The 25,439-nt window shown below is 65.4% G+C and carries 25 protein-coding genes and 1 tRNA gene; 5 read left to right on the plus strand and 21 right to left on the minus strand.

Annotated features, from left to right (window positions below):
• Positions 1-8: 8 nt before the first annotated feature.
• Both infA and ACR0MM_RS07160 read right to left on the minus strand, forming a co-directional pair.
• Positions 9-227, minus strand: a complete 219-nt coding sequence (infA, locus tag ACR0MM_RS07155; protein ID WP_005978431.1) for a translation initiation factor IF-1 — start codon at positions 225-227, stop codon at positions 9-11.
• Between the two features lie 87 nt (positions 228-314).
• Positions 315-1,190, minus strand: a complete 876-nt coding sequence (locus tag ACR0MM_RS07160; protein WP_480695220.1) for a carbon-nitrogen hydrolase family protein — start codon at positions 1,188-1,190, stop codon at positions 315-317.
• A 195-nt stretch (positions 1,191-1,385) separates the two neighbouring features.
• Here ACR0MM_RS07160 and ACR0MM_RS07165 point away from each other — a divergent pair, with 195 nt between their 5' ends.
• A complete protein-coding gene (locus ACR0MM_RS07165; protein ID WP_480695222.1) occupies positions 1,386-2,561 on the plus strand; it encodes a S41 family peptidase in 1,176 nt (391 codons plus the stop codon).
• A 55-nt stretch (positions 2,562-2,616) separates the two neighbouring features.
• Here the strand turns inward: ACR0MM_RS07165 and ACR0MM_RS07170 are convergent, their stop codons facing one another.
• From ACR0MM_RS07170 to ACR0MM_RS07210, 9 genes are all read right to left on the minus strand, one after another.
• Positions 2,617-3,210, minus strand: a complete 594-nt coding sequence (locus ACR0MM_RS07170) for a GNAT family N-acetyltransferase (RefSeq protein WP_480695224.1) — start codon at positions 3,208-3,210, stop codon at positions 2,617-2,619.
• Complete coding sequence (locus ACR0MM_RS07175; RefSeq protein ID WP_480695226.1) at positions 3,203-3,601, minus strand: ketosteroid isomerase-related protein; 399 nt, start codon at positions 3,599-3,601, stop codon at positions 3,203-3,205. Before ACR0MM_RS07175 ends, ACR0MM_RS07170 begins: the two co-directional genes overlap by 8 nt.
• A complete protein-coding gene (locus ACR0MM_RS07180) occupies positions 3,598-4,056 on the minus strand; it encodes an arsenate-mycothiol transferase ArsC (RefSeq protein WP_480695228.1) in 459 nt (152 codons plus the stop codon). The genes ACR0MM_RS07175 and ACR0MM_RS07180 overlap by 4 nt, the downstream gene beginning before the upstream one ends.
• 3 nt (positions 4,057-4,059) lie before the next feature.
• Entirely contained in the window at positions 4,060-4,539 is a 480-nt protein-coding gene (locus ACR0MM_RS07185; RefSeq protein WP_093962859.1) for a UPF0262 family protein, read from the minus strand.
• Positions 4,540-4,633: 94 nt separating this feature from the next.
• Positions 4,634-5,935: a histidinol dehydrogenase gene (hisD, locus tag ACR0MM_RS07190; protein WP_480695230.1), complete on the minus strand. Its 1,302-nt coding sequence runs from the start codon at positions 5,933-5,935 to the stop codon at positions 4,634-4,636.
• Positions 5,936-5,993: 58 nt separating this feature from the next.
• Positions 5,994-6,515, minus strand: a complete 522-nt coding sequence (locus tag ACR0MM_RS07195; RefSeq protein WP_170401537.1) for a GNAT family N-acetyltransferase — start codon at positions 6,513-6,515, stop codon at positions 5,994-5,996.
• Position 6,516: 1 nt separating this feature from the next.
• A complete protein-coding gene (locus ACR0MM_RS07200) occupies positions 6,517-6,993 on the minus strand; it encodes a DUF2948 family protein (RefSeq protein WP_170366716.1) in 477 nt (158 codons plus the stop codon).
• Positions 6,993-8,258: a UDP-N-acetylglucosamine 1-carboxyvinyltransferase gene (gene murA, locus ACR0MM_RS07205; protein ID WP_170370935.1), complete on the minus strand. Its 1,266-nt coding sequence runs from the start codon at positions 8,256-8,258 to the stop codon at positions 6,993-6,995. The genes ACR0MM_RS07200 and murA overlap by 1 nt, the downstream gene beginning before the upstream one ends.
• A 6-nt stretch (positions 8,259-8,264) precedes the next feature.
• Entirely contained in the window at positions 8,265-8,420 is a 156-nt protein-coding gene (locus ACR0MM_RS07210; RefSeq protein WP_170337448.1) for a hypothetical protein, read from the minus strand.
• Positions 8,421-8,503: 83 nt separating this feature from the next.
• On the opposite strand from ACR0MM_RS07210, the gene ACR0MM_RS07215 reads away from it, so the two are divergent.
• Positions 8,504-8,578, plus strand: a tRNA-Thr gene (locus ACR0MM_RS07215).
• A 275-nt stretch (positions 8,579-8,853) separates the two neighbouring features.
• Here ACR0MM_RS07215 and ACR0MM_RS07220 read toward each other — a convergent pair.
• From ACR0MM_RS07220 to ACR0MM_RS07240, 5 genes are all read right to left on the minus strand, one after another.
• A complete protein-coding gene (locus ACR0MM_RS07220; RefSeq protein ID WP_480695233.1) occupies positions 8,854-9,099 on the minus strand; it encodes a MoaD/ThiS family protein in 246 nt (81 codons plus the stop codon).
• A complete protein-coding gene (locus ACR0MM_RS07225) occupies positions 9,092-11,347 on the minus strand; it encodes a xanthine dehydrogenase family protein molybdopterin-binding subunit (protein WP_170392346.1) in 2,256 nt (751 codons plus the stop codon). The genes ACR0MM_RS07220 and ACR0MM_RS07225 overlap by 8 nt, the downstream gene beginning before the upstream one ends.
• Complete coding sequence (locus ACR0MM_RS07230) at positions 11,347-11,826, minus strand: (2Fe-2S)-binding protein (protein ID WP_260063471.1); 480 nt, start codon at positions 11,824-11,826, stop codon at positions 11,347-11,349. Before ACR0MM_RS07230 ends, ACR0MM_RS07225 begins: the two co-directional genes overlap by 1 nt.
• Positions 11,823-12,689, minus strand: a complete 867-nt coding sequence (locus ACR0MM_RS07235) for an FAD binding domain-containing protein (RefSeq protein WP_480695235.1) — start codon at positions 12,687-12,689, stop codon at positions 11,823-11,825. Before ACR0MM_RS07235 ends, ACR0MM_RS07230 begins: the two co-directional genes overlap by 4 nt.
• 126 nt (positions 12,690-12,815) lie before the next feature.
• Positions 12,816-16,028 carry a reductive dehalogenase gene (locus tag ACR0MM_RS07240; protein ID WP_480695237.1) on the minus strand — a complete coding sequence of 1,071 codons (3,213 nt, stop codon included), beginning with the start codon at positions 16,026-16,028 and terminating at the stop codon, positions 12,816-12,818.
• 75 nt (positions 16,029-16,103) lie between these two features.
• Here ACR0MM_RS07240 and ACR0MM_RS07245 point away from each other — a divergent pair, with 75 nt between their 5' ends.
• On the plus strand, positions 16,104-17,006 hold the full coding sequence (locus tag ACR0MM_RS07245) for a LysR family transcriptional regulator (protein ID WP_480695239.1): 903 nt from the start codon (positions 16,104-16,106) through the stop codon (positions 17,004-17,006).
• On the opposite strand, the gene ACR0MM_RS07250 is transcribed toward ACR0MM_RS07245, so the two are convergent.
• On the minus strand, positions 16,997-17,848 hold the full coding sequence (locus tag ACR0MM_RS07250) for a LysR substrate-binding domain-containing protein (RefSeq protein WP_480695241.1): 852 nt from the start codon (positions 17,846-17,848) through the stop codon (positions 16,997-16,999). The two genes, ACR0MM_RS07245 and ACR0MM_RS07250, sit on opposite strands and share 10 nt — an antisense overlap.
• A gap of 104 nt (positions 17,849-17,952) precedes the next feature.
• On the opposite strand from ACR0MM_RS07250, the gene ACR0MM_RS07255 reads away from it, so the two are divergent.
• A complete protein-coding gene (locus tag ACR0MM_RS07255) occupies positions 17,953-18,657 on the plus strand; it encodes an SDR family oxidoreductase (protein WP_480695243.1) in 705 nt (234 codons plus the stop codon).
• Positions 18,658-18,661: 4 nt separating this feature from the next.
• On the opposite strand, the gene ACR0MM_RS07260 is transcribed toward ACR0MM_RS07255, so the two are convergent.
• Genes ACR0MM_RS07260 through ACR0MM_RS07275 form a run of 4 tightly spaced genes read right to left on the minus strand, consistent with a single transcriptional unit; the run spans position 18,662 to position 24,384 of the window.
• The gene (locus ACR0MM_RS07260) at positions 18,662-19,936 is read right to left on the minus strand and encodes an NAD(P)/FAD-dependent oxidoreductase (RefSeq protein WP_480695245.1); all 1,275 of its coding nucleotides are present in this window, start codon (positions 19,934-19,936) and stop codon (positions 18,662-18,664) included.
• A 42-nt stretch (positions 19,937-19,978) separates the two neighbouring features.
• Positions 19,979-21,013 carry an ACP S-malonyltransferase gene (locus ACR0MM_RS07265; RefSeq protein ID WP_480695247.1) on the minus strand — a complete coding sequence of 345 codons (1,035 nt, stop codon included), beginning with the start codon at positions 21,011-21,013 and terminating at the stop codon, positions 19,979-19,981.
• Positions 21,010-23,199 carry a dehydrogenase E1 component subunit alpha/beta gene (locus tag ACR0MM_RS07270; RefSeq protein WP_480695249.1) on the minus strand — a complete coding sequence of 730 codons (2,190 nt, stop codon included), beginning with the start codon at positions 23,197-23,199 and terminating at the stop codon, positions 21,010-21,012. The genes ACR0MM_RS07265 and ACR0MM_RS07270 overlap by 4 nt, the downstream gene beginning before the upstream one ends.
• Positions 23,200-23,217: 18 nt before the next feature.
• Positions 23,218-24,384 carry a pyridoxal phosphate-dependent aminotransferase gene (locus ACR0MM_RS07275; RefSeq protein ID WP_480695251.1) on the minus strand — a complete coding sequence of 389 codons (1,167 nt, stop codon included), beginning with the start codon at positions 24,382-24,384 and terminating at the stop codon, positions 23,218-23,220.
• A 98-nt stretch (positions 24,385-24,482) separates the two neighbouring features.
• Between ACR0MM_RS07275 and ACR0MM_RS07280 the strand changes: the two genes are divergently transcribed.
• Entirely contained in the window at positions 24,483-25,367 is an 885-nt protein-coding gene (locus ACR0MM_RS07280) for a LysR substrate-binding domain-containing protein (protein ID WP_480695253.1), read from the plus strand.
• Positions 25,368-25,439 lie beyond the last annotated feature (72 nt).

The following is a 25,439-nucleotide window of genomic DNA, read 5'->3' on the forward strand; positions in this document are numbered from 1 at the left end:
GGCAGGCGTTACTTGAAGCGGTAGTTGATCCGACCCTTGGTCAGATCATAGGGGGTCATCTCGACCTGAACCTTGTCGCCGGCCAGAACACGGATGCGGTTTTTGCGCATCTTGCCTGCCGTATGTGCGATGATCTCATGGCCGTTTTCCAGCTCGACCCGAAACGTCGCATTAGGCAGGAGTTCCTTCACGACACCGGGAAATTCGAGCGTATCTTCCTTGGCCATGTTGTCTCCATCTTTGCGTTGCCCTGCAGAATCCGCAGGTGGCGCTTAAATGAGCCTATTTCGGCCTTATTTCAAGGGTGGAATCACTTAAAGGCGCGACATTGTGACCGATTCGACTCGGGGCGTCTGCTCGGTCCAGTGGGATCGGTTCAGGACATGGCCATCCGCTCGAACCTCGGCGATCGCCGACAGATCGACGTCTGCGTAGGTCCAGCCTGGCTGGTTGAGCACGCCTTCTGCCAACACGCCGGTTTGTGGAAAGCCCTTGTCCGGCGGGCCGAAAACGCCTCCGGTCCCAGTGTTGGTGTCTACGGACTGAGACCAGTCGTTGTTGCCCACCAGCGACGCCATGACCGTAACGCATTGATTCTCCAACGCACGAGCCATCGCGCCGATGCGGACCCGCCAATAACCCGACAGGGCCTCGGTACAAGACGGCACAAGGATCACGTCGGCCTCTGACAGGGCGCGGCCCAGCAGAGGAAACTCGCTGTCATAGCAGATCAGAACGCCAATACGGCCCAGCGCCGTCTCGAAGATCTTCAACGGTCCGCCCGGCGCGATGTCCCAGTCTTCGCGCTCGAACCGGGTCATGATCTGCTTGTCCTGATGATCCTGCGCGCCTGAGGGGGCGTAGAATTCGGCGCGGTTCACCGGGCGAACTGGGCCGGCCTGAACCGGGGCGGACGCACTCAGAATGTACACATTGTATTCGGCCGAGAGGCGCCGATGCAGGATTTGTACATCTTCCATCCGCTCGGATACCGCCTGGATCGAGCATTCGAGATCCTCCGCAACCTCGGCCCCGGCCAGCGTCGAAAGCTCCATCGCGCCGTACTCGGGAAACACCAGCAGTTCAGCCCCCTGCCCTGCGGCCTGCGAAACCCAAGCGTCCAGCTTGTCTTCGTACTGCGCCCAGCTGTCGAGCCAGTCGAGATTGTAGGCGGCGGTGGCGATTTTCATGATGCCCGTTCCAATGCTGTTCTTGCGAAGAAGTAAATAGCCGTTGTTGCCCGGTGTACAGGCCAATCGGGCTGAGCGCTGCAACAGAAACTTTTGGTTCGATGCTTAGCCTTTCAAAGCAAGGGTCCGGGCCGGGAGAGCGCCGGATCCGCACCCGATCTGGACATTGCCGATCGTCCATGCGCACTGTGACCCATGTCGCTGATCGATGACCTGGAGCTCATTCTGGAGACTGTCCTGCCAAACGACCCCAGCTTTCGGCGGATCGAAAAGGCGGCGATAGACAGCTGTGTCAGTGACAGTCGGCGATACGCACTTGAGGGCTCGGTCGAGGCATTTCTGCTGTCGGCGATGCGCCTTCTGGCACTTCCCAGCAACGGGCACACAAGGCTGATCCCGAATGATGCCATCTCGGTGTTGCCTCTGCGGTTCGTAAGCCTGGGGCGTTCCGTCCAAGTCCTTGGGTCGGCATCGGGGGTGATCGCCCCACAAGGCGAGCTGCTGGCAGTCAACGGTACAGCTGTAGGCGAAATCGAGGCCGCGGCGGACAAATTTTTGGCGGGAACGCGCCAGAGGAAGCGGGTCATCGGTCCGATTATTCTGGCCTGGCCGCACGCGTTGGAACGGCTGGGATATTCGTCCAACGACGGTATGACCGAGTATCATGTGCAGGACGAAAATGGGCAGACAACCAATCTGAAAGTAGCAAATGGAAACACCGTTCCTGCGTCGACGCTCTACCCGAGAAACGAGCACGGCAAAGCCGATCCAGCTTGGGAACCTGAGAGCTTTGTGGAGATTGAGGATTGGCAGGCACTTGGGCTTTCAATTCAACTGCCGAGTTTCTTTGACCCGGGCAAAGATGCGCTGCGCAAAGCCATATCCGAGGCAGCGGATCGTGTGCGCGCTTGCTCTGACAAAACGCTTTTGATTGACGTTCGCGGAAACACCGGCGGTGATTTTCTTCTGACGATGCCTTTGATCGACGCCCGCGCCCAAAGCGCAAGTCAGCAGGTCGTCGTACTTGTCGATAAATTCACGTTTTCCGCCGCGATCGTGTTTGTCGCCATCCTCAAGCATCGATTGGGTGGCCGGCTCAAACTCATCGGGGAAAAAATGGGCGACGGACTGAAGTTCTTTGCCGAAGGTGGCTTGCTTGACTTGCCAGCGAGCGGAGCGGTCGTTCGATACTCCTCCGCCTTTCACGATTGGAAGACGGGGACGTCTGACGAAACGACACCGCCCGAAATCGCGCGGCAAATCGTGCCCGTGGGAGAACTGAATCTCGATCGGGAATGTGTCGCAGGAGCATTGGGCGCTGGAGCACGAGGAGCGTTCTATCGACGGATCCTCGAAGATTTTCGCGGCTAGACGAACGGCTGTCGGCGCGCGTGCCGGCGGGCACACACAACGCGTTGCGGCGGCTTCACAAATCCCTGATCCAGAACTGCAACGGTTTGAGGGTTTCCGCGTCCTCGCCCAGGTCCTTCCACGAAAACCGGGCGATCACGCCGGGCAGGGGCGCATAGCCCCGCGCGCGCCAGAACGGGTCGAGCGGCCGATAGTCGGCCGGCCGCAACGGGTGGTCGCCCGGACGCTGCACGCCGCAGAAGGCGCATTTGGCAAAGCCCAAGTCCCGCGCGTGGCCTTCGCGTAGATCAAAGAACGCATGCCCGACGCCCTGCCCCCGATAGGCGGGCAGCAGCACGGATTCGGCGCAATAGAAGATCTGCGAAAGGTCCAGCCCGGTGCCGTCGAAAGCGGCGGCGAAATCCTTGGCATGGTCGGCCAGCGGCGCGCCGGTCGCGCCCCCCACAAGCCTTTCGCCGTCAAAGGCGCCGACGACGATCGCCCGGTCGCTGTCGCGATAGGATTGCAGGTATCTGCGCTCGTAGTCCAGATCGCCGTCATAGAGATATGGCCAGTCGCGGAACACCGAAATGCGCAGGCGCGCCACGTCGTCCAGCGCTGCCTCGAGCGCCGGCCCCGTCAGCGCGCGGACCCGCGTGACCTCAGCCACCCGACACCTGTTTCACCCAGTCAGCCAGATTGTAATAGGTGGTCACGCGGGTGATCTTGCCGTCCTTGAGGTCAAAGAAAGACCCGGCGGGCAGGCGATACGACTGGCCCGAGGCCGCGGGCAGGCCGGCATCGGTTTCCTGATAGGTGCCGTTGACGATGTATTCGGCGGCCGCGCGGGTGCCGCCCTGGGCCTCGAAGATCACCATGTCGGTCAGGGTCTCGCGGTAGCAGCGGTTCATATGCGCGCAGAATTCGGCGAATTTCTCTTTGCCTACGCGGATCTGGCCTTCGTTCACGTGGTGGGCCACGTCGTCGGACAGGCTGGCCAGCATGCCGGCCACATCCCCGGCGTTGAAGGCATCGAAATAGGCTTGGACGGTCTGGGTCATGCGATATCCGTAGGTTCCCCCCAGCGATCCTTCAGGTGTTTGATGATCTGATCGCGGGTCTGACGGTAGTGGTGTAGCTTTTCTTCGCGCGTCTCGCCCAGTCCGGTAGGGTCCATTATTGGCCAATAATCGACATCGAGGTGAAAAACCCGCGTCAGCTCCAGCGCTTTGCGCTGGCTGGCAGGCGACAGGGCCACGATCAGGTCGAATGATCCCAGGTCATCCCCCCATTCCTGCATCTCGTCGAATGACCGCGACCGGTGGCGTGACAGTTCCACGTCGATCTCCTGGCAGACGGCAATGCTGAACCCGTCGATTTCCAGGTCGTTGTGTACCCCGGCCGACTGCACATATGTGCCCGTGCCGTAGAATTTCTTCATGATGCCTTCGGCCATGGGCGAGCGCACCGCGTTGTGGTCGCAGCAGAACAGGACCGAATGCGGCAGAGGCTTCACCCGTCAGCCTCCGAAATGAAGCACGCAGATCAGCGTGAACAGGCGGCGGGCGGTGTCGGTGTCGATCTCGGCCTTGCCCTCGAGCCGTTCTTGCAAAACCCGGCTGCCTTCGTTGTGGATGCCGCGCCGGGCCATATCGATGGTTTCGATCTGGCTGGGCGGCAGGGTCTTGACCGCATCGAAATAGCTTTCGCAGATCTGGAAGTAGTCCTTGACCACCTGCCGGAACGGACCCAGTGACAGATGGAACTCGGCGGCTTTCTGGCTGTCTTCGGTGGTGACGTCGAACACCAGCCGCTTGTCGCGGATCGACAGTTGCACGTGATAGGGGCCGTCGGGCACCAGCCGGTCGTCACGTTTGGGCAGGGCAAACGAGTTTTCCTCGAGCAGGTCATAGATCGCAACCTTGCGCTCCTGCTCGATCTCGGGCGTCGGCGGCGGCAGGTTTCGATCGTCCAGTTCGATATGTGAAATGCGGGTCATGGTCATCGACTTCCGTTCAGGTCAGGCCAGACCTAGCGCACCTCTGCCCGCGGGACAACGCGGGAAACGGGCCGGACGCAAGGTCAGATGGCCGTCAACCGTTCAGCCGCTTGAGCCGTACACCTACCGATAGCCCGTGCGCCTCCAGGCTTTCTGACCGCGCCAGCTGCTCGGCCGCCGGGCCGATGGCGCGCAGGGCCTCGGGCGTCATGTGGCTGAGCGTGGTGCGTTTGAGGAAATCCATCACGCTGAGCCCCGACGAAAACCGGGCCGAGCGTGCGGTGGGCAGCACGTGGTTCGGCCCGCCGACATAGTCGCCGATGGCCTCGGGCGTGTACTGACCCAGGAAAATGGCGCCGGCGTGGATGGTCTTGCGGCTCAGCGCCGCCGAATCGGCCACGCACAGTTCCAGGTGTTCAGGAGCGATGCGGTTCGACAGCGCGGCGGCCTCGTTAAAGTCGCGCACGGTGATCACCGCACCATAGTCGCGCCAGCTCGCCCCGGCGATCGCGCGTCTTTCGAGCGTCTCCAACCGTTTTTCCACCGCCTCGGCCACCGCGCGGCCGAAACCAGCATCATTGGTGATCAGGATCGATTGGGCGCTTTCGTCATGCTCGGCCTGGCTGAGCAGGTCCAGCGCGATCCAGTCGGGGTCGTTGTCCTTGTCCGCGATCACCAGAATTTCGGAGGGCCCCGCGATCATGTCGATGCCGACCTTGCCGAACACCCGCCGCTTGGCCGCCGCGACAAAGGCGTTGCCCGGCCCGGTGATCTTGTCCACCGACGCGATGGTTTCCGTGCCATAGGCCAGTGCGGCAATCGCCTGCGCGCCACCGATGCGGTAGATTTCATCGACGCCCGACAGGCGCGCGGCCAGCAAGACCAGCGGATTGACCTGTCCGTCGGGCGTGGGCACCGCGATGGCCAGACGCTCGACCCCGGCCACCTTGGCCGGAATGGCATTCATCAACACCGACGAGGGGTAAGAGGCCAGCCCGCCCGGCACGTAAAGCCCCGCGGCAGACACCGCCGACCAGCGCCAGCCCAGCGTGGCGCCCGACTCGTCGGTCCATTCCTGATCCTGCGGCATCTGGCGCTCGTGATAGGCGCGGATGCGCGCGGCGGCCAGTTCCAGCGCCGCGCGGTCATCGTCGCTGACGGTCGCGATGGCCTGCGTCACCTCGGCGGCGCTGAAGGCCAGCGTGTCCGGCGTCAGCTGCAACCGGTCGAATTTCGCCGTCAACTCGATCACCGCAGCATCGCCGCGCGACCGCACGTCGGCGATGATCTGCGCCACGACGGCGTCGACATCGGGGCTGTCTTCGCGTTTGGCGGACAGAAGGGCTTGGAAACCGGTTTCGAAATCGGCGGATGTCGTGTCGAGGAAAACGGGCATTTGCGTACTCCGGGGCGTTTGAACGGGTCTTATCGCCCGCCGGCGCGGGCCTCAACCCTCAGCCCGGGGGGTGCAGCGATTTGCGCAGGGGGAATTGGGGCATACCGTTCCAGTCCGCGGGCTCCCCTGCAGCGACCCAGCCATACCGGCGATAGAAGCCCAACGCGGTCCGGGTGGACATCAAATGGGCCACGGGGGCCCCTGATGTGGCCAGTTCGGCCTCGAGCCGGGACAGCAACGCGGCACCGACCCCCTGCCCTGCGTGGCCCGGATCGACATAAAGCAGCGAAATCTCGGCCGGTGCGCGCAGCCCACCGACGGCGGCCACATTTCCGTTCCGCTCGGCCAGCCAGATCTGGGTGCTGGAGATGATCCAGTTGCGAACGGACTGCGGGTCCTTGTTGGCTGTCCATGCCGCGATCTTGTCTGGTTGATTTCCGTGGTCGGCCTCACACAGTCGGGTGACGGAGCGTACCAGAACCTGACTCAACCCGAACACGTCGAACACGGTGGCCCGGCGCAGCGACACGCCGGCCTGCCCCGGAGACAGCGCCTGCGAAATGCCACGCTTGTTCTGCATGTCAGTCCGGGTGCCGAGGCGCCTTGCCCGAAGGCGCACGATAGGGGCGCGTCACATCCTTGAGCGTTGCCTCAACCGCTTCCACCGTCAAACGGATCGCGCCATCCCCGGCCAGCACAAGCAGCACCTCGCCTGTGCCATCTTCCGAAGGGTGGAACTCGATATCAAGAACCGAGAGGATCAGGTCCTTGTCGGATCGATCAACCCCCTGGCTGGACACCGACAGGACCGAGTCGAATACCAGCAGCGACTGCACCCGCTCGAATTCCCGACCACGGCGCTCGGCTGCTTCCTTGTCCTCCCACCGGAACCGGTTGAGCAGCAAGGCAAAGCGACGGCGGGCTGGTTGCCAGGTCATTTCGCTGACCGGAAAAACCGCGTCCTGCGTCAGCGTTGCGATCACCTTGAGGTCCTCGGCATCCAATGCGCCAAGGTTCAGCGGCGCCTCGCGCCCGTCTTCGAATGTTGCGTCTGCCATCAGCCCTTGATCCGTTCGATTTTCGCGCCCACGCCTTCCAGCTTGCGGACCACATGCTCATATCCGCGGTCCAGATGATAGACCCGGCTGACGGTTGTTTCGCCCTCGGCTGCCAATCCGGCCAGGATCAGCGAAACCGAGGCCCGCAGATCGGTGGCCATTACTGGCGCACCCTTAAGACGCTCAACCCCGGTCACCGTCGCGGTGCCGCCATGCACCTCGATCTGCGCGCCCATGCGCACCAGTTCTGGGGCGTGCATGAAGCGGTTCTCGAAAATCCGCTCCTCCAACACCGAGGTTCCCTCGGCCGTGCACATCAGCGCCATCATCTGCGCTTGCAAGTCAGTGGGAAAGCCAGGGAATGGCTCGGTCACCACGTCCACGGCGCGCACCCGGCCATTCTTGCGAGAGACTTTCAAACCCTGTTTCGTCTCGGCAACGTCCACCCCTGCGGCCGTCAGCTTCTCTACGAAGGATTCGACCAGTGACAGACGGCCGCCCAGCAGTTCGACCTCACCGCCGCAAATGGCGGGGGCCAGCATGTAGGTACCCAGCTCGATCCGGTCGGTGACCACCTGGTGCGTTGCCCCGTGCAGGCGGTCGACACCCTGGATCTCGATGGTCGAGGTGCCCTCGCCCTCAATCTGCGCGCCCATGCTGCGCAGACATTGAACCAGATCCACGATCTCGGGCTCGCGTGCGGCGTTTTTCAGAACCGTGGTGCCCTTGGCCAGCGTCGCGGCCATGACGATGTTCTCGGTGGCACCCACTGAGGCAAAGCGCATTTCATGCACCGCGCCCTTCAATCCACCTGGCGCCTTGGCGTGCAGGTAGCCGTCCTTCAACTCGATTTCGGCACCCAGTGCTTCCAGCCCCTCGACATGCAGGTCCATCGGCCGCGCCCCGATGGCACAGCCGCCCGGCAGCGAAACCACGGCCTGCCCGAAACGCGCCAATAGCGGCCCCAGAACAAGGTTCGAGGCCCGCATTTTGCGCACGATCTCGTAATCGGCCGTGTGACTGGTCAGATCATGGCTGGACATCGCCAGAACCTGCCCGTCCTGCAGGGCCGACACCTCGGCCCCCAGCGACTGCAGCAGCGCGGTCATGGTCTTGATGTCACTCAGACGCGGCGCGTTGGTCAGCGTCAGCGGATCTTCGCTGAGCAACGTGGCCGGCATCAGCGTCAGACAGGCATTTTTGGCCCCCGCGATCGGAATTTGGCCGTGAAGCGGCCCGTTGCCCGTTACCAGAATCGAATCCATCTGCTCTTAGTCCTTGTGTTGTCCCGGCCGGTCATCCTGTGCGCTGCGCGCCTTGGCCTGCGCCTTGCGCCGCGCCAGGTTTGCCTTGAGGGCAGCCTTGAGCCGATCTTCGCGCGCGGATCCGGATTGTCCGTGTTTTTTGGGTGATTTTTTCTCTGCCATGATCTTTCTCTACAGGAGGCAAAAAAAACCGTCCAGAGACCCTTGCGCCCCGTTTCGTTTGAGTCTAATCACCCGCCCACAGCGCTGCTGTAGCTCAGAGGTAGAGCACTCCCTTGGTAAGGGAGAGGTCGAGAGTTCAATTCTCTCCAGCAGCACCATCTTCCAGTTTTTTGCCCTGATTCCGCTGCACGATGCCTCGATATCTTTGCAGGCGCGGCTTCCCCAACGTCAACCAGACTTGGCCGGAAATCACACACATCTGACACCTTCCCGCAATACTAATGCCAATATTGCAATACATAGCGGATCAATCCTGCCGATCCGTTTGATGGTGTTTTTTTAACGAGGGGGTACTTCGGTAGGACCAGGGGTGAGGCCGAAGCGCCAAATTCAAGACCGGGGCTTCCGGTCCTCCCCCGCCGATTTCACGGGGTTACCCGCCCCGCAGTCGCTGCATCAGATAGACTTCGGCACCTTCGGGAATAGGTTCGGACAGACCCGCTGCAATGATCCGGCCATTGACGGCAACGGACACGCCAGCGTCGATCGGCGCTTGCAATTGCGGGTGAAGGCGCACCAGTTCGCGCAGCAGCTCGCCGGTTGTCGCAGCCTGAACCTGCACCACTTTCTGGCCCCCGGTCAGCGACCGGAGGCTGGACCAGAGATGGACCTCAACCATTGCCCTTGAGCGCGGCCAGAATGCGCGGCGGCGACATCGGCAGTTGTCGCATCCGCACGCCCGCCGCGTTCGAGACCGCGTTCGCGATGGCCGCCAATGGCGGCACGATGCCGGTTTCACCCACGCCGCGCACGCCGAACGGGTGGCCGGGATTGGGCACCTCGACGATCACCGTGTCGATCATCGGCAGGTCGCTGGCCACCGGAATGCGATAGTCGAGGAATACCGGATTCTGCAGCCGGCCATCCTCGCCATAGATGTATTCCTCGTTCAGCGCCCAGCCGATGCCCTGCGCCGCACCGCCCTGGAACTGGCCCTCGACATAGGCGGGGTGGATCGCCTTGCCCGCGTCCTGAATGACCGTGTAGCGGGTGATCGAGGTCTTGCCGGTTTCGGAATCGACCTCGGCATCGACGATATGGGTGCCGAAGGACACGCCTGCGCCTTCGGGGGTCGCCTCGAAATGGCCCGAGATCGGGCCGCCGGTACGCCCCATGTCGGCGGTGATCTCGGCCAGCGGCAGCGGGTCGAAATCGCCTGCGTTGGGGCCGGATGGCACCGCGCAGCCGTTTTCCCATTTCACCGCGTCCACGGGGATGCCCCATTTGGCCGCCGCGCGTTCGCACAGTTTCTCGACGGCGTGCTGCGCCGCCTTGATCGTGGCCAGACCGCTGGCATAGGTCACGCGCGAGCCGTGGCTAACGTCGTTGTAACCCAGCGTGGCGGTGTCGGCGATGGTCACGCGGATATTCTCGTATGGGATGCCCAGCACCTCGGCCGCCATCAGCGCCATCGACGCGCGCGAGCCGCCGATATCGGGCGTGCCGACCATCAGCTGCGCCGAGCCGTCCTCGGACAGGGCCAGCGACACCGACGTCTCGCCCCCGTGGTTGAACCAGAACCCGCAGGCGATGCCCCGCCCCTGCCCCGGCTTCAGCGGCGCGGAATAATGCGGGTGGGCCTTGGCGGCCTCGAGCGTCTCGACCAGGCCGATCCGGTCATAGGTGGGGCCATAGCTGGCCTTGGTGCCCTCGCGCGCGGCGTTCTTCAGGCGCACATCGACCGGGTCGAGGCCCAGTTTCTTGCACAGCTCGTCAATGACCGACTCCACAGCAAACGCCCCCATCGGCGCGCCCGGCGCGCGATAGGCGGCCTGTTTCGGGCGGTTGGACATGACGTCATATCCCACCTGCCGCACGTTGGTCAGGTTGTAGGGGGCAAAGGCGCACATCGCGGTCATGTCGCCCGGCGCACCCGGAAAGGCACCGCCTTGCAAGCGGAACACGCCCTGGGCGGCGGTGATGGTGCCGTCTTTTTTCATTCCGATCTTGACGTCCATCGAGGCCGAGGCGGTCGGCCCCGTGGCCCGCAGAACCTCGGACCGGGACATCACGATCTTGACCGGACGGTTGGCCTTGCGCGACAGCGCCAGCGCCACCGGTTCGATGAACACGGTGGTCTTGCCGCCGAACCCGCCGCCGATTTCCGATGCGGTCACGCGCAGCTGCGCGGTTTCGATCCCCAGCAGCGCCGCGCAGGTCTTTTGTACGATCCAGTGGCCCTGGGTGCAGCACCACAGCTCGCCCTTGCCGTCAGCGCCCAGCGAGGCAAGGCAGGCGTGCGGTTCGATATAGCCTTGGTGGGTGGCCTCGGTGACGAAGTGATCCTCGATCACCAGATCAGCCTCGGCAAAGCCCGCCTCGACATCGCCGTGGCCGCTTTCGTGATAGCGCACGACGTTGGGGTGCATCCCCTCGGGCACCGAATAATCGGCCGCGCCCTCGCGGATCACCGGCGCGTCGGGCGCCATCGCCTTGTCCACGTCGGTGACATGGGGCAGCACCTCGTATTCGACCTCGATCAGCTTGAGCGCATCCCGCGCCGCCAGCGCCGAACTGGCCGCAACCGCCGCCACCGCGTGCCCGTCATAGAGCGCCTTTTCCCCGGCCATGACGTTTTCCAGAACGTTCCAGAACTCGCCCTCGAGACCCGGCTTGAACGGGACATCGGCGAAATCGGCGCGGGTGACCACGGCTTTCACGTCCTTGAGCGCTTCGGCCTTCGAGGTGTCTATCCGAACGATCCGCGCATGGGCGTGGGGCGAGCGCAGGATGGCGCCGAACAGCATGCCCGGCGCGGTCACGTCGGCCCCGAACCGGGCGCGGCCGGTGACCTTGTCCAGCCCGTCGGGACGGTTCGGGCGGGTGCCCACGAAGGTGAAATGCGACTTGCGATCGTCGAGTGCCATTACGAAGCCTCCCGCAGCTCGGCGGCCGTGTCCAGAACGGCGCGGATGATCTTGTCATACCCCGTGCAGCGGCACAGGTTGCCGGCCAGCCAATAGCGGGCCTCTTCCTCGGTCGGGTCGGGGTTCCTTTCCAGCAGCGCCTTGGCGGCGACCAGAACGCCCGGTGTGCAGACCCCGCATTGCAGCGCGGCATGGTCGATGAACTTGCGCTGCAGCGGGTGCAGGGTTTCGCCCTCGGCCATGCCTTCGATGGTTTCGATCTGCTTGCCCTCGGCCTCGACCCCCAGCACCAGGCAGGAACAGACGAGCCGCCCGTCCAGCGTGACCGAGCAGGCCCCGCAATCGCCGGTGCCGCAGCCTTCCTTGGCGCCGGTCAGGTTCAGCTTGTCGCGCAGACAGTCCAGCAGGGTTTCACGCGCGTCGCACAGGTATTCGACCGTGTCGCCGTTGACGGTGGTGGTAACGTGATGCTTGGTCATGCGGTCTCTCCCTTGGCGCGGGCATAGGCGATTTTCGCGGCGCGTTTCGCCAGAACGCCGGCCACTTCGGTTCGAAATTCGATCGTGCCGCGCTTGTCGTCGATGGGTTTGCAGGCGGCCGAAGCGGCGGCGGCCAGCGCCGCCAGCGCGGCCTCGTCCAGCGTGGTGCCGATGATGGCCTTTGCGCAGTCTTCGACCAGCAGGACGGTGGGCGCCACGGCCCCCAGCGCAACGCGGGCCTCGGTGATCGTGTCACCATCGACGCGCAGGTTCACGCCCACGCCGACCACGGCGATGTCCATCTCGGTGCGCGGAATGAAGCGCAGATAGGCGTCGCCGCCACTCGCGCCCCGCGCCGGGATGTGCAGAGCCGAGATCAGTTCGCCCTGCGCCAGCGAGGTCTTGCCGGGGCCGGTCGGGATGTCCTCGACCGCCACGACCCGATCGCCCGCGGGGCCGGTCACCGTCGCCGTAACCCCTGCGGCCACCATGGCCGGAACCGAGTCGGCTGCGGGCGAGCCGTTGCACAAGTTGCCCGTCAGCGTGGCACGGCCCTGAACCTGGGTCGAACCGATCAGGTCCATCGCCTCGACCACACCGGGCCACTCGCGGCCCAGTTGGGGATGTTCGCTCATCTCGGCGCCGGTGACGGCCACGCCCAGCGTCCAGCTGCCGTCGGCGTGGCGGGTGATGTCGCGCACCCCGTCGATGGCCTTGATGTCGATCAGGGTGTCGGGGGTCACGATCTCGGACCGCAGTTGCACCAGAACGTCGGTGCCGCCGGCCAGAAACCGCGTGATGCCCGTAGCATGGGCAGCCAGATCCGAAGCTTCGGCAAAGCTGGCGGGGCGGTGATATTGCATGATTGTACCTCGCGCCTGTTGGTCAGGGTTCACTGGGTTTGGGGCGACGTTAGAGCAGCCGCGCGGCGGCGTCCATGGCCCGCGCGACCTATTTTTTCGCCTGAAAATGTCGCTTTCCGACCGGGGTCAGAGGTCGATCTCGACCACCCCGCCCGGCTCGGCCGCGCGGCTCTGGCACAGAATCAGTGCCGATTCCCGCTGTTTGCGCGACAGGACGAAATCGCGATGCTCGACCTCGCCCGCAATCAGCCCGCATTTGCAGACGCCGCAGATGCCGTCGGCGCATTTCACGTCGACATGGATGCCGGCCTCGTTCAGCACCTGCGCCGCGTCTTTGTCGACGGGCACCTCAAGGTCACGCCCTGACCGTGCCAGCCGCAGGGTGAACGGGTGGTTTTCATAATCGGGCTGCTCGGGCACCGAGAAATACTCCAGGTGCCGGGCCTCCTCGGGCCAGCCCTGACATTCGGCGGCCTGCATCACCGCCTCCATGTAGCGGTCCGGGCCGCAAGTATAGACATGCCAGCCGTCGCGATAGCCCTCCAGGATCGTGTCCAGGTCGGCGCGGGTGCCCTCGTCCGAGACATGCAGATGCACGCGATCCGCCCAGGGCGCGGCGACCAGATCGGCCAGATACCCGGCCTTTTCCAGAGAGGGGACGGAATAATGCAGATCGAAATCGCGCCCCAGCGCGTGCAGGCGATGCGCGTAGGCGATCATCGGGGTGATGCCGATGCCGCCACCCATCAGCAGAGTGCGGGTGGCGGTCTCGTCCAGTTCGAAATGATTGATCGGCTTTGACACGAACACCTTGCGGCCCGGCGTGAAGATCCGGTGCAGCAGGGCCGATCCGCCGCGGCCCTGATCCTCGCGCAGGACCCCGATCTGATAGGTCATGCGGTCGGCCGGGTCTCCGGACATCGAGTATTGCCGCAGAAATTCCGGCGCCACCAGCACATCCAGATGCGCGCCGGCCGTCCAATCCGGCAAGGGCGCACCGTTCGGGGCCGAGAATTCGTATTTGCTGACATCCGGCGTCATCTTCTCGACCTTGGTCACCTCGACCCGCATGACCGGGGCGTCGCCGGAGATCGTGTAGCGATGAACTGCCGACAGGTCTCCGGCGGCCAGACGGGCCTTGTATTCCTCGGCGCTGACCATCGCCTGATAGGCGGCGATCCCGGCCTCGCGATCCATTGCAAAGGGATAGGGCCAGGGATGCGGCGCAATGGGGGCGGGATAGACGGCCAGCGTCTGATCCTCGTATTTCAGGTCAAGATCCTTTTGCAGATCGCGCCTGTTCAGCGGGTGCGCGGTGGGCCGATAGGCGCCGTCGGGCTGCAGCTCCAGATCCCACCACCATTTCTTGGTGTCGTTCAGCCCGCCATTGCCCAGCGCATCGTCCAGTTTCGCCAGCGCGGGTGCGGTGGCGGGGATGTTCATCGCGGCCCAGCGGAAGGGGCGTTCGGCGAACAGCCCTTCCAGGTTCCACGGGCAGGTCTTCATGCAGCGCCCGCACATCGCCCCGCCGGGCGTGGTGATCCGGTAGGTGGCGCATTTCTGGCTGTCGGATTTCCAGATTTCGTAACCGTTGAACATCAGCTTGGGCCCGGCCGTGATCGCACCCGAGGGGCATTCGCGGGCACATTTGTTGCAGCTTTCGCAGAACCGCTGCAGGCCGAAATCAATCGGCTTGTCATGGGTCATGGGCATGTCGGTGGTCACCACGCCCGATTTCAGGCGCGGGCCCAGATAGGGGTTCAGGATCACCTCGCCGATGCGGCTGACCTCACCCAGCCCCGACAGCAACAACAGCGGCGGTTGCAGCACCTCGCCATCCATCACCGTATGCGCCTTGGCCGTGTAGCCCAGATTGCGGATCTGCTGGGCGATCACCCCGCCCAGCAGCGAGAACCGCAGATAGGCGCGCATAGACTGGGCGACGCTGATCCAGTCGTCACCGGATGCGCCTTCCATTGTCTCATAACCTTGGTCGATGATCATGCTGATCGCCTGACCGTGGGGCGGCACGATTTCCTCGCCGGTGGCGTCGTGGGAATACCACGCCCAATCGGGGCAGCAGCTGAGGCCCACGGCATCGACGCCCAGGAAATAGCTGGCCGCCTTGATGTTCGCCGCGTTGCGCTCGGCATCGGTGGGTTTGGCGACCTCGGCGCTGTCGCCATCCTGCAGCAGGACGAAGGCCCCCAGCGCGCGCCGTTGCGCAAAGCTGGGCGCGGATTTGCGGACGTAGTGCCCGCCCTTGGCCGCGTCCTGCAGTGGTTTGCCCATGTCACCGAACTGCGCCCGCGCGAACATGTCGGCGCGTTTGGGCACGCGGGCCACGTTCGCTTCGTCGATATAGGTGGTCGGGTTGTCCACGCGTTTGAGCGTCTCGAACGGGTGCGCGCCATCGGCATAGCGGCGGCGGGCGAAAGGGTCGCGGTTCAGCGCACTTTTGGCAAAACCCGCGCCCAGCCACCACGCGGGGCCTTGGGTTCTGAACCACGGCTGCCGGTCGCGCGGGGCCAGCGGGCGATCATGGGCGATTTCCATCTCGGTGGTCACGGCGGCAAGGCCGAACCGACGCCCCAACCAAGGAGCCACGGCGGTGCCATCCTCGGCCCAGACCAACCCGGCTGCGGCGGCAAGACGCGGCAAGTCCACGTCCGAGGACATCACCGAATGCGCCCGCGCGTCATACCCCAAAAGGCGGATGTAGTTGGCGATCACCACCGCGTTTTCGGTGGCCAGCAGACAGGCGCGGTGGTCCTGCGCATCCAGGATCCACTCGGCGCCGGGCTCGGCCGGATCGGGGTCGCGGTGATGTTCGTACAGGAACACGATGGCATGGCGGTGGGCGGTGATCGGCCCCGGCCGGGCCGCGACGCTGTCGCGCAGGTCGGCCATGATCACGTCGATCCCCGAGGCCAGGGTCTTTGTCTGCCGGGTCTGCAAAGCATGGGCCAGCCGGTCGATATCGGGGTTGCGCCGGGGCTGGTCCAGCAGCGCCTGCGGCGGCAGAGGCCCGCAGCCCATCATCGAGGCATCGTTGAAATAGCCGAAGGCCTTCAAGTGGTTGGCGCGCTCGACCGGATCGCGGGGCATCTCGGCCCGGGCCGGATTGACGAAGCCATCGCGGATGGTGTCCAGCATCGCCTGAAACTCGCCCATCGCGTTGACGATGCTGTGGGGCTGCTCGGGGCGGTCGAAACTCAGCACCGGCATGGGCGCCAGCGCCGACAGACCGGGCAGCGCATCCTGTCGCCGCAGCCGTTCCAGCGGAAAAGGCCCCATGTGAACGGGTCGGTTCTTGTCCGAGAAAAAGCGGTTCCCCATCGCGTGCCTCCTGTTGCCAAGCTTCCCCTAGCGCGGCATGAACAGCAACACCATTCATGGCGGATCATAAACGGTATGAAGAAAATTGATTTTACGGATCTGGACGGCAAGGTCCTGCGCATCTTCCTGACGATTCTCGAGGAAAACTCGGTGTCCAAGGCCGCCGATCGGCTGGGTGTCACGCAATCGGCCATCAGCCACACGCTGGCCAAGCTGCGGCAGGTGCTGGGCGACCCGCTGTTCGTGCGGTCGGGCCAGGGGCTGCGCGCGACCGAGCGGGCGCTGGCGCTGAAAGACCCGGTGCAAGGGGTGCTGGACAGGATGCGCGCCCTGACCGATGAGCGGCCCTTTGACCCGCTGTCCGAAGAGATCACCGTGCAGATCGCCACCAACGACATGCCGCGCGAGCTGATCTTTCCGCAGTTGCTGCGCAGGGCGCGGGCTGATGGGGTGCGGCTGCGGCTGGGGTTCATGCCCTCGGGCGTGCCCGACCCGGAACTGCTGCGCAGCGACCGGTGCCAGCTGATGCTGACCCCGCTGCCGCCGGACGGTCCCGACATCTTTCAAAAGCTGCTGGTGAGCAGCCCCCTGATGGTGTTCTACGACGCCGAACGCCGCGACCCGCCCGCCGACTGGGCCGCCTATTGCGCCTCGGACCATGTCGAGGTGCGGTTTCCCGACGGGCGCAACGCGCGGGCGGTGATGCGCGGCGTGGATCAAAGCCAGATCCGCCCGCCCACCGTGACCCTGCCGCATTTCAACGCGATCCCGGCCTTCGTGAAGGGCAGCGACCTGATCTCGACCGACACGGCGCTGATGATACAAGGGCCGTTGGCGGCGCTGGACTGTGCGCCCCTGCCCTTCAAGTGTCAGCCGGTTTCGATCTACATGGTCTGGCACCAGCGGTTCGCGAACGATCCCGCCCATCGCTGGCTGCGGGGCCAAATCGCGGCGATTGCCGCCACGCTTCAGGACTGAGCCCGCAGCCACTCGCGCATCAGCACCACCAGATCCGGCTGCCGCGGTTTGCGCGGGGTGACGATATGGAACCCCAGATCGTCCAGCAGCATCTGCGCCAGCGGCTGCACCAACCGCCCCGCCGTCAGCTCGGCCGCGACCAATGGCGCATTGGCCAGCGCAAAGCCCTGCCCGGCCACGGCGGCGTCGATGGCCAGGCTGGTCTGGCTGAAATTCATCATCCTCGGGCGCCCCTGAACGCCGGCGCGTTCCAGAAACAGGGGCCACAGGCCATGAGAATCGCTGAGCAGTACATGCGCCAGCAGGTCCTGCGCCGATGTCACCTGCGCGGCCAGGTCAGGGCTGCCGACGACGACGAATTCGGTGGGGAACAGCGGCTCGGCCACCAGACCGTCGCCAAATGGCGCGCGGCCCTGCCGCACCGCGATGTCCACCCCGTCCGTCTGGAAATCGGCCAGCCGCTCGCGCGCATCGACCTGCACCGAGACATCCGGGTGGCGCGCGGTGAAATCGCCCAGCCGCGGCACCAGCCATTTCGAGGCCAAGCTGGGCGTGACCGACAGGGTGACCTGGCGCTGGCCGGACAGGTCTTCGACCGCCTCTTCGATCAGACGGAAAGCGCGGCGCAGGGGCGCGTGGAACCGCCGTCCGGCCTCGGTCAGGCGCAGGCCGCGCGGCAGGCGGTCGAACAACGGGGTGCCCAGCCGCGCCTCGAGGCCCCGGACCTGCTGTGCCACCGCGCCTTGGGTAACACCCAGTTCCTGCGCCGCCAGCCTGAAGTTCAGGTGACGTGCCGACGCCTCGAAGGCGCGAAGGGCGTTCAGCGGTGGAAGTGCAGCCATGACGCTCACACAATAGATTTTCTACAGCCATAGGGCAGAAGAACTGATTGGTCAAACGGCCGGCCACGCTTCATCTTGGCGGCAGATGGAAACGGAGAACGAAGATGACGGAAAAAGTGGCTCTGATCACCGCCGGCGGCAGCGGTATGGGCGCGGATGCGGCGCGGCGGCTGGCGGCGGACGGGTTCAAGGTGGGCGTCCTGTCCTCGTCGGGCAAGGGCGAGGCGCTGGCGGCCGAGCTGGGCGGCATGGGCGTGACCGGCTCGAACCAGTCGAACGACGACCTGCAGAGGCTGGTCGATGCGGCGATGGCCCACTGGGGGCGGATCGACGTGCTGGTGAATTCGGCCGGGCACGGGCCCCGCGCGCCGGTGCTGGAACTGACCGACGAGGACTGGCATCAGGGGATGGATGTCTATTTCCTGAACGCCGTGCGCCCCACGCGGCTGGTGACGCCGATCATGCAGGCGCAGGGGGGCGGGTCGATCATCAACATCTCGACCTTCGCGGCGTTTGAGCCGGACCCGGTCTTTCCGACCTCGGGCGTGTTCCGGGCGGGGCTCGCGGCGTTCACCAAGCTGTTCGCCGACAAGTATGCCGCCGAGAATATCCGCATGAACAACGTCCTGCCCGGCTTCATCGACAGCCTGCCGGAAAAGGAGGAGTTCAAGGCCAAGATCCCCATGGGCCGCTACGGGCGCAGCTATGACGAGATCGCCTCCGTCATATCGCTGCTGGCCTCCGAGGGCGGCGGTTACATCACCGGGCAGAACATCCGGGTAGATGGCGGGATCACCCGCTCGGTCTGATCGGTCAGACCCTTGCCTTGACCAGATGTGTCAGCGCCGCGCCGGTTTCAAAGAAGGCGCGGCGCAGGCCTGTCCAGCTTTCGCTGTGCGCAGGCTCGGGCGGCAGCGGCAGGCGGGCGGGGTCGCCCGACAACAGGCTGTCGGCCATCATGCGGCCGAACACCGTGCCCGGCCCGATCCCGCGCCCGGAATAGCCATGCGCCGACAGCGCGTTCGGCCCGATCTGCACCAGCTTCGGGATATGGTCCGAGGTCATGGCGATGCGCCCGTGCCAGCCGTCCATCAGCGGTTGATCGGCCAGCGCGGGGAAGATCTGCGCCAGTTTGCGCGTGATCCAGCCGCGATGGGCAAAGCTGCCCGCATGGCCCAGATCGCCCATCGCCCCGATCACCAGCCGCCCGGCTTGATCCATGCGGAACGAGGTCATGATCAGTCCGGTATCCCAGCAGCCCTCGCCCCCCGGCAGCAGAGTGGCGCGGATCTCCTCGGGCAGCGGGTCGGTGGCGTATTGGAAGTAGTAGACCGGCACATAGGCCTGACGGGTGTCAGGCAGCCCCGCGTGATAGGCGTTGGTGGCCTGGATCAGCGCCTTGGCCCGCACCGAACCCTGCGGAGTGTCCAGATGCCAAGTATCACCATCGTGGCGCAGGGCCAGCACCGGGCTGTTGGCGTGGATTGCCGCCCCGGCCTGCTGCGCTGCGCGGGCGAGGCCCTGCACATAGGCCAGCGGCTGGATCGTTCCGGCGCGCGGGTCGAAAATGGCACCGTGAAACGCCGCGCTGCCGGTGCGGCGGGCGGTTTCCTGCGCCGACAGCAGTTCGACCGGAGCGCCGTCGGCGGACAGCTGTTGGTGGCGGGTCTGCAGGTCGCGCAGACCCTTGGGCGAATGGGCCAGGTGCAGGGTTCCGGCCTGCACCGGCTCGCAATCGATGGCGTGGTCTCGGACTAGGCGGAACACCTCGGCCGGGGCCTGCGCCAGCAGGGCGATCAGCCGGTCCCCCGCCTCGCGGCCCAGATGGGCGCGGATCTCGGCCGGGGGCAGCCACAGCCCGGCATTGGCCAGCCCGACATTGCGGCCCGACCCGCCATGGCCGATCTCAAGCGCCTCGAGCAGGCAGATCGACGCCCCCGCCTGCGCCGCATGCAGCGCCGCCGAACAGCCCGTGTAGCCGCCGCCGATCACGGCGAGGTCCACCGTGGCGGACCCAGTCAGGGGCGGGGCATCCACCCGCTCGCGGCTGGTCTTGGTCCACAGGCTGATTTCCGGATCGGTGGTCATGGGCGGGATGTCCTTGAATGCGCGTGCAGATTTCCCGAGGGCTCAGCCGATGGCAAGGGGTCTTTGATCCTCGCGCCCCAGCGCAATCAGGAACGGGTTCTGTGCCTGCAGGGCCTGAAAACTGTCCTTGTCGGACATGCCGCGCCAATTGGCCAGCACCAGCGACTGCGCCACCGCGCCACCCAGCGTGGCGCCCGGGCCGGTGACGATGAACAGGTCGGGCGCGAATTCGCGGGCGGCGGTCAGCACAGCGCGGGTGAAGTCGTAGGGCTCGGTCACTTGATGGCCCAGCGTGTAATCCCACAGCGCGCCCGTGTCGGTGGCGCCGGGCCACCAGATCTTGCCGCGCCCGTCGATCATCGGCAGGTCAGGTTGGGTGAACAGCGTGGCGGGCAATTGGCGGCGGCCCTCCTGCGAAACGGGGGCCTGAAGGGCCGTGTGAAAGGCCGCGTGGTTGGCCAGCCGCATCGGGAACCGCTCCTGCACCACGGGCTGGGCGGCCTCGAAGGCCTTGAGCCCGGCCTCGTTGCCGGCCAGAACCAGCATCCCGCCCAAGTCGATTGACAGGGCGAGGTCATGTTCGGGCAGGGCGTCGATGCGCGCCACCTCGGCCAAGAGCTCGGCCTTGCGGGCCGGGTCGTCGCGCCAGTCGTCGCCGGTTAAGGGATAGACCAGCTGCCCGCCGATCAGGTGGGTCTGCATCAGCGTGCCCATGGTGTTGACCACCCGGAACCCGTTTTCGGGCGACAGCGCCCCCGCGGCGGCCAGCGCGATATACCAGCCCATCGAGTTGCCGGTGACGGCCACCACCTCGATATCCTCGGCCAGCGCCTGCGCGTCGGCCAGCGATGTGGCGTAGATCAGCGGCGAGGCCACGTCGCCGCGGGAATACTTGCTGACCGAGAATCGCGGCGCGCCGTCCAGTGCGGTTACCGCCTCTTGGCCCGTTTCGGCGCGGATGGCGTCGAATTCGCGGAACAACTCCATCCGGTTCGAATGGTGACGGTGCAGATAGCCCAGCTCGGGCTTGTTGTAGGTGCCCCGGCCGGGGCAGATCACGACGGCGGTACGGGTCATTTCTGGGCTCCGGTCAGGGTTAGGGCGGCGGCCACGATGCCATCCTTCGAAGGCAGCGGCGCGGCATAGGCGGGGCCGGTGGCGATGAAGCAATCCTCGGCCACCACGCGGGCGGTGGGCAGGTCGGTCTGCTCTGCAAAGAGCGTCATCAGAGCCTCGGACTGGCTGCCGGTGCGGCGGCATTCATCGACGATCAGGACGTGCTTGCAGCCCTTGGTGGCCTCCAGCAGCGCCTGTTCCGGCAGCGGTGCCAGCCAGCGCATGTCGATGATGCGGGTATTGAGGCCCGCCGCTGCCAGTTCGGGCAGCGCCTGTTTCGACAGGTAATGGCCGTTGCCGTAGGTCACGATGGCCAGATCGGTGCCGTCGCCATGCACGCCCACCTCGCCCAGAGCGATGCGTTCGCCGGGGGCGGGATAGCGGGTCATCCACGCGCCGTCTTGCCCTTCGTGCAGGTCGCGCATCGGGTAGAGCGCGATGGGTTCAAGGAACACCACCACGCGCTGCTCCTCGCGCGCAAGGCGCACGCATTCGCACAGCATCCGCGCCGCGTCCGCCCCGGTCGAGGGGCAGGCGATGATGACGCCCGGAATGTCACGCAGCACCGCCAGCGAGTTGTCGTTGTGGAAATGCCCGCCAAAGCCCTTCTGGTATCCCAGCCCGGCGATCCGCACGACCATCGGGTTGGTGAACTGCCCGTTCGAGAAGAAGGGCAGCGTGGCGGCCTCGCCCCGGATCTGGTCCTCGGCATTGTGCAGATAGGCGAGGAACTGGATCTCGGGGATCGGGACAAAGCCGTTATGGGCCATGCCGATGGCGAGACCGAGGATGGACTGTTCGTCCAGCAGCGTGTCGATCACCCGGTCGGGGCCGAAGCGTTGCTGCAGCTTCTGCGTCACGCCATAGACGCCGCCCTTGCGGCCCACATCCTCGCCCATGCAGACGATCTCGCCATGTTCCAGCATCAGGTCGGTCAGCGCCCAGTTGATCAGGCGGGCCATCGGCTGCGGGTCGTCCATCGCGCGCAGGTCGCTGCCGAAGGTGGCGGCGCGGGCTTCGGCGCTGGGGCCGTTAGTGGGCTTGCAGGGGCGCTTGGGCGGGATCAGGCTGGCCGCGACCTCGGCGGCGGTGGACAGATGCGGGCGCGTGGCGGCCTGCGCCGCGATGCGATCGGTGCGCGCGCAGGTCTGTTCATAGATCTTCGACGCCTGATCGGGCGACAGCGCCCCGGCCTGATCCAGCAGGCGCACCGAATGCAGCAGCGGATCGTTGGACTCGTCGGCCTCGACCTCGGCGCGGCTGAGATAGGTGGTGGGCACATCCGCCCCCGCGTGGCCGTAAAGGCGCACGGTTTTCAGGTGCAGGAAGGCCGGTTTGCGCCGGGTGCGGACGTATTCGGCCGCCTGCTGCGCCACCGCGAAGGTCTCATAGATGTCCAACCCGTTGGCCTGGAAATACCTGATGCCCGGGCGGTACTCCATCGAGGCCTGAATCCAGCCCTTGGGCGTCTTGACCGAGATGCCGATACCGTTGTCCTCGCAGACAAAGAGCAGCGGCAGCGGGATTGACTGCACGCTGGTCCAGCCCGCCGTGTTGATCGCCCCCTGCGCGGTGGAGTGGTTGGCCGAGGCGTCGCCAAAGGAACACATGGCGATGCCGTCCTCGGGCAATTGCCGGTGTTCGGGGTCGTGCCGCCGCGCCGCGCCAAGGCTATAGGCCGCGCCCACCGCCTTGGGCAGGTGGCTGGCGATGGTCGAGGTCTGCGGCGGGATCATCAGAGCCTTGGAGCCCAGCACCTTGTGCCGCCCGCCCGAGGTCGGGTCCTCTTTGGAACAGGCAAAGCTCAGCAGCATGTCCCAGGCGATCTGCTGGCCGGGCACCTGCTCGGCCCGGGCGACCTGAAACGCGGCGTCGCGATAGTGCAGAAAGGCGATGTCGGTCGGGCGCAGGGCATGGGCCACTGCGGCCATGCCCTCGTGCCCCGACGAGCCGATGGTGTAGAACCCCTGCCCCGCCTTCTGCATCGCCCGGCTGGTGCGGTCCAGCGCACGGCTGAGGACCTGAGAGCGGAACAGCGAAACCGCCTCGGGCGCAGTCAGGCCCGGGCGCGGCGGCGCGCCGGCGGGCAGGTCGCGATTGGCGACACGGGTCAGGAAGTTTTCGTGAACGATCTGGGCGCGATCCATCTGGGTTCCCCGGTCAGGTCAGAGTTTGGCGGTTGCGTCGGCTATCCGGCGCAGGCCTTGGGTCAGGCTATCGGTGTCATAGGCAAAGGAAAGCCGAAAATGCCCCGGCATGCCGAAGGCCCGCCCCGGCACCACCGCGACGCCCGCGTGATCTAGAAGGTGTCGGCAGAATTCCGGGTCCGAGGGCATCGCCGCGGGCGTCTGCGGAAAGACGTAGAAGGCGCCGTCGGGCACCGGGCAGTCCAAACCGGCGGCGTTCAGGCCTGCAACGACCAGATCGCGGCGCGCACGCATCGCCGCGCGGCGTTCGGCCAACAGGTCCTGCGGGCCGGTCAGCGCGGCCAGCGCCGCCGCCTGCGCGATGGAACAGGCGCCCGAGGTGATCTGCCCCTGCACCGCCGCCATCGCCTTGATCAGCGGAGCGGGGCCGATCCCCCAGCCGATGCGCCAGCCGGTCATCGAATAGGCCTTGGACACGCCATTCACCGTCAGCGTGCGGTCTGCCAGCGCCGGAACCGCCTGGGTAAAGGGCGTGAAGGGCACATAGGCGAGGTGCTGATAGATCTCGTCCGAGATCACCCAGACCTGCGGGTGCCGCTCCAGCACCGCGCCCAGCGCCTGCAATTCGGCCTCAGAGTAAACCGCCCCGGTCGGGTTCGACGGTGTGTTCAACAGCAGCCAGCGGGTGCGCGGGGTGATCGCCCTCTCCAGCTGTTCTGGGGTCAGCTTGAAGCCCTGTTCGCGCGGACAATCCAGCACGACCGGCACGCCGCCCGCCAGTTTCACCATGTCTGCATAGCTGGTCCAGAAGGGCGCGGTGGTGATGACCTCATCGCCCGGATCGAGCGTCGCGAGGAACGCGCCGGCCAGCACCTGCTTAGCCCCGGTCGAGACGATGACCTGCGCAGACTCGACCCCGGCCTGTTCCGCGATGGCGGAACGCAGGGCCGGGGTTCCAGCTGTGGCGGGATATCGGGTCTGACCGTCCAGCGCCGCCTTGTGCGCGGCCTCGACCACATGCGGCGGGGTCGGAAAGTCGGGCTCGCCGGTGCTGAGCGCGATCACGTCCACGCCCTGCGCCCGCAGCTGCGCGGCCCGTTCCGAGATCTGGACGATCTCGGACAATTCGATCCCGTCGAGACGGCCCGCCCTCCGAAATCCGCTCAAACTGTTCTGAATGGTCATAATCGCCCCGCTGCACTTTTCTACGGCTGCGCCTTTTTGCTATTGGATTGGAGGATCCACCAGTGATATTCCCTCCACAAGCCATGAGGAAAGATCATATGCTGGCGCCGCGTCGATTTCTGCCGTCTATTTCTTCCCTGTTGGCCCTAGAAGCCGTCGACCGCCTAGGCAGCGCTTCAGCAGCTGCCGATGAACTCTCGCTGACCCAAAGCGCGGTCAGTCGCCAGTTGAAGGCCGTCGAAGAACAGCTGGGCGTCGCGCTGATCCAGCGCGACCAAATGCGCCTGCAACTCACACCCGCAGGCAAGGAATACGTGGAAACCGCCCGAACAGCGCTGCAGCAACTGGCGCAGGCCTCACTGAAGCTGAAGGCCAACCCCTCTGGCGGTTCTTTGCAACTGTCGATCCTGCCCGCCTTCGGTATGCACTGGCTGGCGCCACGGCTTCAGGATTTCGCCCGCCGCCACCCCGAAGTGACGATGAACCTCAGCACACGGCTCAAGCCTTTCGACTTCGGCACCGAGCACTTCGACGCGGCCATCCACTTCGGCCAGCGCGACTGGGCCGGGGTGAACTATCTGCCGATCATGCGCGAAGAAGTTCTGCCGGTCTGCGCGCCAGCCTTGCTGCCAGCCGAAGCCCCGAATGCTGAATGGCTGGCCGACGCACCACTGCTGCATCTGGATACCCGGCCCGATGCGTGGGAACGCTGGTTCGCCGCGCAAGGCATCCCTGCCGAGGGCGTCCGAGGCATGCTGTTCGACCAGTTTTCGACCATGATCCAGGCCACGATCCATGGGCTGGGCGTAGCACTACTGCCCAGCTACCTGATTTCAGCCGAGCTGGAAGCCGGCCGGTTGGTTCCGGCCTGCGCAGCTCCGCCGGTCAGCTTGGGTGACTACTATCTTGTCTGGCCGCAAAGTCGCACGGAGCCGGCCCCGCTTGTCTCGTTCCGCGCATGGCTGCAGGGGCAGCTGCCTTAGCCGATCCGCCTCCGCCGCGGCCGAGCATTGCTCGGGCGCGGCCGGGCCCAACCGGAGGAGGCGGCCCGCAAG

The organism is Ruegeria sp. BC6 (assembly GCF_056539185.1).

What these genes read in the sequence shown, in the direction of transcription:
- ACR0MM_RS07255 (WP_480695243.1), top strand. Translation starts at nt 17,953, where the DNA reads ATGACGGAAAAAGTGGCTCTGATCACCGCCGGCGGCAGCGGTATGGGC.
- ACR0MM_RS07200 (WP_170366716.1), bottom strand. Translation starts at nt 6,993, where the DNA reads ATGGCAGACGCAACATTCGAAGACGGGCGCGAGGCGCCGCTGAACCTT.
- ACR0MM_RS07245 (WP_480695239.1), top strand. Translation starts at nt 16,104, where the DNA reads ATGAAGAAAATTGATTTTACGGATCTGGACGGCAAGGTCCTGCGCATC.
- ACR0MM_RS07210 (WP_170337448.1), bottom strand. Translation starts at nt 8,420, where the DNA reads ATGGCAGAGAAAAAATCACCCAAAAAACACGGACAATCCGGATCCGCG.
- murA (WP_170370935.1), bottom strand. Translation starts at nt 8,258, where the DNA reads ATGGATTCGATTCTGGTAACGGGCAACGGGCCGCTTCACGGCCAAATT.
- ACR0MM_RS07160 (WP_480695220.1), bottom strand. Translation starts at nt 1,190, where the DNA reads ATGAAAATCGCCACCGCCGCCTACAATCTCGACTGGCTCGACAGCTGG.
- ACR0MM_RS07225 (WP_170392346.1), bottom strand. Translation starts at nt 11,347, where the DNA reads ATGGCACTCGACGATCGCAAGTCGCATTTCACCTTCGTGGGCACCCGC.
- ACR0MM_RS07230 (WP_260063471.1), bottom strand. Translation starts at nt 11,826, where the DNA reads ATGACCAAGCATCACGTTACCACCACCGTCAACGGCGACACGGTCGAA.
- infA (WP_005978431.1), bottom strand. Translation starts at nt 227, where the DNA reads ATGGCCAAGGAAGATACGCTCGAATTTCCCGGTGTCGTGAAGGAACTC.
- ACR0MM_RS07265 (WP_480695247.1), bottom strand. Translation starts at nt 21,013, where the DNA reads ATGACCCGTACCGCCGTCGTGATCTGCCCCGGCCGGGGCACCTACAAC.
- hisD (WP_480695230.1), bottom strand. Translation starts at nt 5,935, where the DNA reads ATGCCCGTTTTCCTCGACACGACATCCGCCGATTTCGAAACCGGTTTC.
- ACR0MM_RS07275 (WP_480695251.1), bottom strand. Translation starts at nt 24,384, where the DNA reads ATGACCATTCAGAACAGTTTGAGCGGATTTCGGAGGGCGGGCCGTCTC.
- ACR0MM_RS07240 (WP_480695237.1), bottom strand. Translation starts at nt 16,028, where the DNA reads ATGGGGAACCGCTTTTTCTCGGACAAGAACCGACCCGTTCACATGGGG.
- ACR0MM_RS07220 (WP_480695233.1), bottom strand. Translation starts at nt 9,099, where the DNA reads ATGGTTGAGGTCCATCTCTGGTCCAGCCTCCGGTCGCTGACCGGGGGC.
- ACR0MM_RS07270 (WP_480695249.1), bottom strand. Translation starts at nt 23,199, where the DNA reads ATGGATCGCGCCCAGATCGTTCACGAAAACTTCCTGACCCGTGTCGCC.
- ACR0MM_RS07260 (WP_480695245.1), bottom strand. Translation starts at nt 19,936, where the DNA reads ATGACCACCGATCCGGAAATCAGCCTGTGGACCAAGACCAGCCGCGAG.
- ACR0MM_RS07175 (WP_480695226.1), bottom strand. Translation starts at nt 3,601, where the DNA reads ATGACCCAGACCGTCCAAGCCTATTTCGATGCCTTCAACGCCGGGGAT.
- ACR0MM_RS07235 (WP_480695235.1), bottom strand. Translation starts at nt 12,689, where the DNA reads ATGCAATATCACCGCCCCGCCAGCTTTGCCGAAGCTTCGGATCTGGCT.
- ACR0MM_RS07195 (WP_170401537.1), bottom strand. Translation starts at nt 6,515, where the DNA reads ATGCAGAACAAGCGTGGCATTTCGCAGGCGCTGTCTCCGGGGCAGGCC.
- ACR0MM_RS07165 (WP_480695222.1), top strand. Translation starts at nt 1,386, where the DNA reads ATGTCGCTGATCGATGACCTGGAGCTCATTCTGGAGACTGTCCTGCCA.
- ACR0MM_RS07250 (WP_480695241.1), bottom strand. Translation starts at nt 17,848, where the DNA reads ATGGCTGCACTTCCACCGCTGAACGCCCTTCGCGCCTTCGAGGCGTCG.
- ACR0MM_RS07280 (WP_480695253.1), top strand. Translation starts at nt 24,483, where the DNA reads ATGCTGGCGCCGCGTCGATTTCTGCCGTCTATTTCTTCCCTGTTGGCC.
- ACR0MM_RS07185 (WP_093962859.1), bottom strand. Translation starts at nt 4,539, where the DNA reads ATGACCCGCATTTCACATATCGAACTGGACGATCGAAACCTGCCGCCG.